The following is a 6,717-nucleotide window of genomic DNA, read 5'->3' as shown; positions in this document are numbered from 1 at the left end:
CATCGATCAGCTCCAGCAACCGGAACAGCGCGGTGGGGGCGTTGCCGATCGCCAGCACCGCCCCGGGCAGCTTCTCGGCCCACAGCTCCACGCCGGCCGCCGAACGGGTGGTGCGCCGGCGCGCCGCCAGCTCGGCCGAGCGCGGATCGGCCACCAGCGGCACGACCTGGTTGAAGGCGGGAAGCCGCGCGACGGTGATCCCGGCCGCCGCCATCGACGAATCGCACAGCACCGGGGCGCCGCCGTGCAACGCGGCGCGGGCCCGCGCCACGACGTCGTCGGTGTAGGCGACGTGGTCGGCGACGTCGACCTGCCCGCACGTGTGGATGAGCCGGACGACAACCCGCGCGACGTCGTCGGGAAATCTGGTCAGGTCGGCTTCGGCGCGGATTGCCGCGAACGACTGCCGATAGATCTCGGCCGCGTCGCGGATGTAGTCGAGCACCCGCTCACCCTAAGCGCTAATGGGGTGACGACCCGCTGCCCCCGGTCTGACCGCGCTCGCGATCGTCACGGCGCTGATCGCGCAGCAGCCGATATCCCTGCCCGGTAGCGACCAACACCTGCCCGGCCGGCGGGCTGCCACAGGCGCGCTCACAGCCGACGAAGTGACGGTGCACACCGGCGTCCGCGTCGCGCGCCTGCAGGGACAGTGCGGCGTCCGCCCGCACGTCGGCGGCCGAGTGCGCGCACCCGGGGCTGCCGGTGCAGGCGCTGACGCCCAGCCAGGGGGAGTTCTCGTCGAAGATCAGCCCCAGCGGCGCCAGCACGCGGAGCGCGGTGTCCGCGACGGCCTCGTCGAGGTCACACACCAGCACCGACCGCCACGGCGTGACCACCAGCGGGGCCTCGATCGCGGCCAGGAACTCGGCCACCCGCGCGGGCAGCACGCCGAGTGGCACCGCGGCGCCCAGCGCCACCCGGCCGTCTTGCTGGTCGATCCATCCCACCGGTGCTTGGGTGACCGGCGGGAACGGTGCGGCGCTGATCGACACATCGGGCAGCAGTTCGGCAACGTCGGCCAATTCGCCGACGCGCCAAGCTTTTCCGCGGATCTCGATGAACCGCACGGCCAGGTCGACGAGTGATTGCGCCACATCGCCGGCGGCCAGCCGGACGCCGGTGTCCCGTCCTGTCAGCAGCAGCGCGACGCCGTCGTCCAGCGTGTGCACGCCGAGGTCGGCGCCCAGCCCGGAGACGTCGGCGCGGCCGTCGTCGACGCTGAACCAGAACCGGCCACCCAGCGCCGCGAGCCTGGGCTCGGCGCAGATCGCGGCGTCGAGCTCGCTCACCCACCCGCGCACGTCGGCGCGTCCGCCGGCCCGGCCGGATAGCGGTGACGCGACGATGTTGCGGACCCGTTCGTGCGTCGGCGACGGCAACAGCCCGGCGCCCACGATGGCCCCGGCGGCCGCCGTGACGTCGGTGAGCCCGCGCACCTGCACGTTGCCGCGGGCGGTCAGCTCGAGCGTTCCCGAGCCGAACTCGTCGGCGACGCCGGCCAACGTGGCCAGCTGGGCCGCGGTGATGCTGCCGCCGGGCAGCCGGACCCGCACGAGCGCGCCGTCGGCGGCCTGATGCGCCTGCAGCGCACCCGGGCAGGCGTCGGTGTCGCGGGCTCGGGCCATCACCACACGGTACGACCGCTTGGCATGAGGCCAGCCGCGACATTCGAGTAGCCGACTACGCTAGCCGCCCATTGCCGCCGCGCCGGACACTGCGAGCACCCATTTCTTCCAGGTCAGGAGCGTGCATGGAACAGCGCGGTGGTCATGCGGTGGTGCTGGGCGCGAGCATGGGCGGCCTGCTGGCGGCCCGGGTGCTCGCCGACTTCTACGACCGGGTGACGGTGGTCGAGCGAGACATCTTGCCCGTCCATCCGATCAACCGGCGCGGCGTCCCCCAGGGCAGGCTGATCCACGCCCTGGCCGCGCGCGGCACGCAGGTTCTCGACGAACTGTTCCCGGGCTTCGTGGACGAGCTCACGGCCAAGGGCGCCGGCATCTGGGACGACGGAGACTTTTCGAAGGTGCGGATATCGGTTGGCGGGCATGCCACGCCGTCATCCGGCAGGGCGCCCAATCCGCCCGTGGTCCTGTTCCCCAGCCGGCCCCTCCTCGAATGGAACGTGCGCCGGCGGGTGAGGGCGTTCGCGAACGTCACGTTCCTCGAATGCCATGACGTGGTCGGCCTGATCACGACGCCGGCTCGTGACAAAGTCATCGGGGCGAGGGTGGTGGACCGCGTCCTCGAGCACGGGAGGGCGCTGCCCGCCGACCTCGTCGTCGACGCGACCGGCCGGGGGTCCCGCACGCCTGCCTTCTTGGAGGACCTCGGCTACGGCCGTCCCCGGGAGGACGAGGTGACGGTGCAGCTCGCCTACGCATGCCAGCTGCTGCGCCTGCAACCCGGCGCCGTCAGCGAACACATGATCGCCGTCTTTCCCGAGCCGGGGCGGACAAAGATGTTCGGCCTTATCAGGAACGAAAACGACACGTGGATGTTCGCCGTCGGAGCCATGGCCGGCCTCCAGCCGCCGGGCGTGACCGCCGAAATGCTCTCGTTCGTTGAGGATCTCGTGCCCGCCCCCGTGCTGCAAGCGCTGCGCGCCGCCGAACCATTGGGTCCGGTGGTGCACCACCGCGTGCCCTCGAACCGCTGGCGGCGCTACGACAAGATGCGCCGCACACCCGACGGCCTGCTCGTCATCGGTGACGCGGTGTGCAGCTTCAACCCCATCTACGGGCAGGGCATGACGGTCGCCGCGATCGAGGCGACGGTGCTGCGCGATTGCCTGCACACCGGCGATCGTGACCTGCCGCGACGCTTCTTCCGCGAGGCCGCAAAAACCGTTCGGGTGGCCTGGCAGACCGCCGCCGGCTCCGACTTGGCGCTTCCCGAGGTGATGGGGCGCAGGACCATGCTGATGCGAATCAGCAACGCCTTCCTCGAGAGGGTGCTGACCGCCGCCGAGGTCGACCCCGTCGTCGCCGGGCAGTTCATGCGGGTCACCGCAATGGTCGACCCGCCGACTTCGTTGTTCCGCCCGTCGATTTTGCGGCGCGTCGCCCGCGCCGGAGGCCGCCGGCCGGCGGATGCCCGGTCCGTCGACGAGGGGTCCGGCGGCAGCGGCACGCTGACGCGGGTCGAAGTTAACCTAAAGGAAGAGAAGGGAATTCAGATGTCAAACCCCAACATCGAGGTGACGAAGAAGGGCTACGAGGCATTTACCGCGGGTGACCTCGAAGCGGCGTTGGACGTCTTCGACGACTCGGCCGAGTGGACCATCAACGGCGAGAGCATGATCGGCGGCACGTACCGGGGCAAAAACGAGCTCACCGAACTGTTCATGCGGCTGTCGGAGAAGGCAACCAAGGTCGAGACGAAACGCTACCTCGCCGACGGCGATGTCGTCATGGTCCTGACCAGGGTCACCGTCGGGGACGAGAGCGCCGACGAAGCCGATGTGTTCGAGTTCCGCGACGGCAAGGTCGTCAGGGCCCACTCGTTCGGCGACACCGCCGTGCAGGAGCGCATCTTCGGCAGCAAGCGGGTAGTGGCGCGATAGTCGGTGGCTGGAACCTGTCGCTACGCCGGCCCGACCGGCGTAGCGTGCAGGCCAGCGAGAGGTCGGGTGATTGCCGTGACACCGAAGCGCCCACTGAGGGTCGCGATCATCGGCGCCGGGATGTCCGGCATCTGTATGGCCGCCAAGCTGCAGGATGCCGGCATCGACTCGTTCACCATTTTCGAAAAGGCCGACGACGTCGGAGGCACCTGGCGCGACAACACGTATCCCGGACTCACCTGCGACGTCCCGTCGCGCTATTACTCCTACTCGTTCCGGCCGAACCCCAACTGGTCGCACTGGCTGCCACCGGGTCCGGAGATCCAGGCGTATTTCCAGCAAGTGGCCCAGGAACGCGGCATCCGTCGGCACATCCGGTTCGGCACCGCCGTCACCGCGGCCCGATACGACGACGGGCGCTGGCGGCTCACCACCCCCGACGGCGAGGAGACGTTCGACGTCCTCGTCACGGCGACCGGGGTGCTGCGGGTGCCGCGCTATCCGGACATCCCCGGCCGGGACTCGTTCGCCGGGCCGGCGTTTCATTCCTCGCGTTGGGACCACTCGGTGTCGTTGCCGGACAAGAGGATCGGTTTGATCGGTACCGGCTCGACCGGCGTGCAGATCACCGCGGAGCTCGGCGGCAAGGTGCGGCAGCTGAAAATCTTTCAGCGCACCGCCCAGTGGGTCTACCCCATGCCCAACCCGCGTTACTCGAAGCTGACCCGGGCGGCGCTGTCCCGGTGGTCGGCGCTGAACGGTTTGCCCTATCGCTTCTGGGGATTGTTCGTCAGGTACTTGTTGGGCCGGGCGCCGATCCGCCCCGGGTGGCAGCGCCGGCTGGTGCAGGCCGAGTGTCGGTGGAACCTGCGGCTCTCGGTGCGCGATCCGGAGTTGCGCGCCAAGCTGACCCCGACCTACCAGCCCATGTGCAAGCGGCAGGTGATGGCCGGGCACTTCTATCGCGCCGTGCAGGAGCCCGGCGTCGAGGTGATCACCGAGCCGATCGACCACATCGAGCCCCGCGGCATCGTCACCGCCGACGGCGCCCTGCACGAATTGGACCTGTTGGTCTACGCCACCGGTTTCGACGCGCGCGCCTATGTGCGCCCGCTGGAGGTGATCGGGGAGGGCGGGCTCACCCTGGACGAGGCGTGGGCCGACGGCCCGACGGCGTACCGGTCCGTCGCGGTGCCGGGGTTCCCGAATCTGTTCATGCTGATGGGTCCGCACTCGCCGATCGGCAACCAGTCGCTGGTACCGATCGCCGAGGACCAGGCCGACTACGTGATGTGGTGGATCGAGCGGCTCCGCGACGGTGTGGTGCGCGCCGCGGCGCCGACCGAAGCGGCCACCAAGGAATACAACGAGAGTATGAAAGCCGCTATGCCGCAAACGATTTGGGTCACCGGTTGCAGCAGCTGGTACATCGGCAAGGACGGCTTGCCCGAGCTGTTCCCCTGGACACCGGAAACCCATCGCGAGCTTCTGCGCGAGCCCCGGCTCGCCGACTTCGACGTGCGCACCGCCTGAGCGTCAGGACGTCCCCGTCCGCCGGGCATAATCCTTGCGCCTGTCGGTGTCGAGGTCGCTGGTGAAGACGCGGTCCGTGCCCACCGCGCGTCCGATGGCCTCCGCGATGCCTTGCGGCATCAAACGCTGCGCCGACGCCACGATGCCGATCGAACGCGGAACGGCCACGCGCCGTTTCGGTTTGACGATCACGCCGACGACGGCCCGGGCGACGTCTTCCGGCTCGGCATTCTTGAAGCCCCGCGCGCGTCCGGCACCCGCGATCATCTCGGTGTTCGTCAAAGTGGGCATGATCACCGAGAAGTGGATGCCGCGTCCACGGTTCTCCATGCGCACCGAGTCGGTGTACCCGAGCACGGCATGCTTGGTGGCGCAATAGGTTGCGATGCCCGCGCACGGCAGCACGCTGCCCATCGACCCGATGTTGACGATGTGACCGCGGCCGCGGCGCAGCATCCGCGGCGCCGCCAGCTTCGTGCCCAGGATCACGCCGTGGATGTTGACGTCGAGCACCCGCTGGGTGACGGCGTCGGGCTCGTCGACCGCGTTGCCCGCGGCGATGACCCCGGCGTTGTTCACCAGCACGTCGAGCGGCCCCAGCTCGCTTTCGACGGCGTCGAGAAAATCGGTGAAGGATCGGCGGTCGGTCACGTCCAGCCTGCGGACTGTGGTCAGCCCCAACCGGCCACCCGCCTCCTTCACGGCGGCTTCGTCGATGTCCCCGATGGCGACCTTGGCGCCCAGACCGTGCAGGGCGGTGGCGATAGCCAGGCCGATACCGCGGGCGCCACCGGTGATGGCTACTACGTTGTTGGCAACCTTCATCACCACAGTGTCGCGCCGAGCGTGCATTCACGGAGAGGTTCGCGCGAATTTTTCGCCCTGGGTGCACGTTCGGCGCGATTGGAGCCGCGCCGCCCTGGGCACACTCGTCCCCGTGAGGACGGTGGAGTACGCCCCGGGACGGTGGGCCGATGTGTTCGGCGATTCGACGCAACCGACGGTCCTGCTGTGGCACGGCATGCAGACCGACGCCCGCGCGGCGGTCCGGCCCCTCGCCGGCCTGCTCGCCGGCCACGGCGCGGCGGTGGTGGCGCCCGACTGGAATTCCCACGCCGACGACGGCGGGCGCGCCGACCTGTTGCGATCGCTCGACTTCGCCCGCGACCACGCGGCCGACGCCGACGCCATGGTGCTGGTCGGGTGGTCGCTGGGCGGTTGCGCCGCGGCGGGCCTGACGCTCGATGCGGCCCGCTTCGACCTCGGCCTGGCGCATACGGTGTGCCTGGCCGGCGCGTTCATGGCGCCCGATCCGATCTCCGGTCGCCCGCCGAGCGACCTGCTGTCCGCCGACCGCATCGGTGCGCCGTTCACGTTGCTGCACGGCCTCGCCGACGACGCCGTGCCGGTAACCGCGAGCAGGGCGTTCGCCGCGGAGCTGCAGCAGGTGGGTTGGCCCGTCGAGCTGGTGGAGCTGGACGCCGATCACGGGTCGATCGCCGGCGCGGACTACGACGCGGCCGCGGATCGCTACGTGCCGGCGCGGGGCGGACGGGCGCTCGAGGTGGCCGGTGAGGTCGCCGCTCGCATCGCGGCGACGCTGCGGTACGAATGAT

General features: G+C 70.0%; 6 protein-coding genes. 3 read left to right on the top strand and 3 right to left on the bottom strand.

The window, feature by feature from the left end; translation table 11 throughout:
* Both VMD50_RS15885 and cobG read right to left on the bottom strand, forming a co-directional pair.
* Window positions 1-445: precorrin-8X methylmutase (locus tag VMD50_RS15885; RefSeq protein ID WP_325428694.1), on the bottom strand; the 445-nt coding region annotated here is incomplete at its 3' end.
* A gap of 16 nt (window positions 446-461) precedes the next feature.
* Window positions 462-1,628 carry a precorrin-3B synthase gene (gene cobG, locus VMD50_RS15880; protein WP_325428693.1) on the bottom strand — a complete coding sequence of 389 codons (1,167 nt, stop codon included), beginning with the start codon at window positions 1,626-1,628 and terminating at the stop codon, window positions 462-464.
* A gap of 125 nt (window positions 1,629-1,753) precedes the next feature.
* Between cobG and VMD50_RS15875 the strand changes: the two genes are divergently transcribed.
* Together VMD50_RS15875 and VMD50_RS15870 are read left to right on the top strand one after the other, a co-directional pair.
* On the top strand, window positions 1,754-3,568 hold the full coding sequence (locus VMD50_RS15875) for a nuclear transport factor 2 family protein (protein WP_325428692.1): 1,815 nt from the start codon (window positions 1,754-1,756) through the stop codon (window positions 3,566-3,568).
* Window positions 3,569-3,643: 75 nt separating this feature from the next.
* Window positions 3,644-5,101: a flavin-containing monooxygenase gene (locus VMD50_RS15870; protein ID WP_325428691.1), complete on the top strand. Its 1,458-nt coding sequence runs from the start codon at window positions 3,644-3,646 to the stop codon at window positions 5,099-5,101.
* A gap of 3 nt (window positions 5,102-5,104) precedes the next feature.
* On the opposite strand, the gene VMD50_RS15865 is transcribed toward VMD50_RS15870, so the two are convergent.
* Window positions 5,105-5,926 (bottom strand): SDR family oxidoreductase, encoded by an 822-nt coding sequence (locus tag VMD50_RS15865; protein WP_325428690.1) that lies wholly within the window; start codon window positions 5,924-5,926, stop codon window positions 5,105-5,107.
* A 112-nt stretch (window positions 5,927-6,038) separates the two neighbouring features.
* Between VMD50_RS15865 and VMD50_RS15860 the strand changes: the two genes are divergently transcribed.
* Window positions 6,039-6,716 carry an alpha/beta hydrolase family protein gene (locus tag VMD50_RS15860; protein WP_325428689.1) on the top strand — a complete coding sequence of 226 codons (678 nt, stop codon included), beginning with the start codon at window positions 6,039-6,041 and terminating at the stop codon, window positions 6,714-6,716.
* The last annotated feature ends 1 nt before the right edge of the window (window position 6,717 follow it).

The sequence above is a fragment of the Mycobacterium sp. genome, from assembly GCF_035506235.1.
Taxonomy (GTDB): Bacteria; Actinomycetota; Actinomycetes; order Mycobacteriales; family Mycobacteriaceae; genus Mycobacterium.
This window is presented reverse-complemented; position numbering and strand designations above follow the sequence as displayed.

Bases quoted from the DNA above. Each gene is read 5' to 3' on its own strand.
- cobG (WP_325428693.1), bottom strand. From the start codon at position 1,628: ATGGCCCGAGCCCGCGACACCGACGCCTGCCCGGGTGCGCTGCAGGCG.
- VMD50_RS15875 (WP_325428692.1), top strand. From the start codon at position 1,754: ATGGAACAGCGCGGTGGTCATGCGGTGGTGCTGGGCGCGAGCATGGGC.
- VMD50_RS15865 (WP_325428690.1), bottom strand. From the start codon at position 5,926: ATGAAGGTTGCCAACAACGTAGTAGCCATCACCGGTGGCGCCCGCGGT.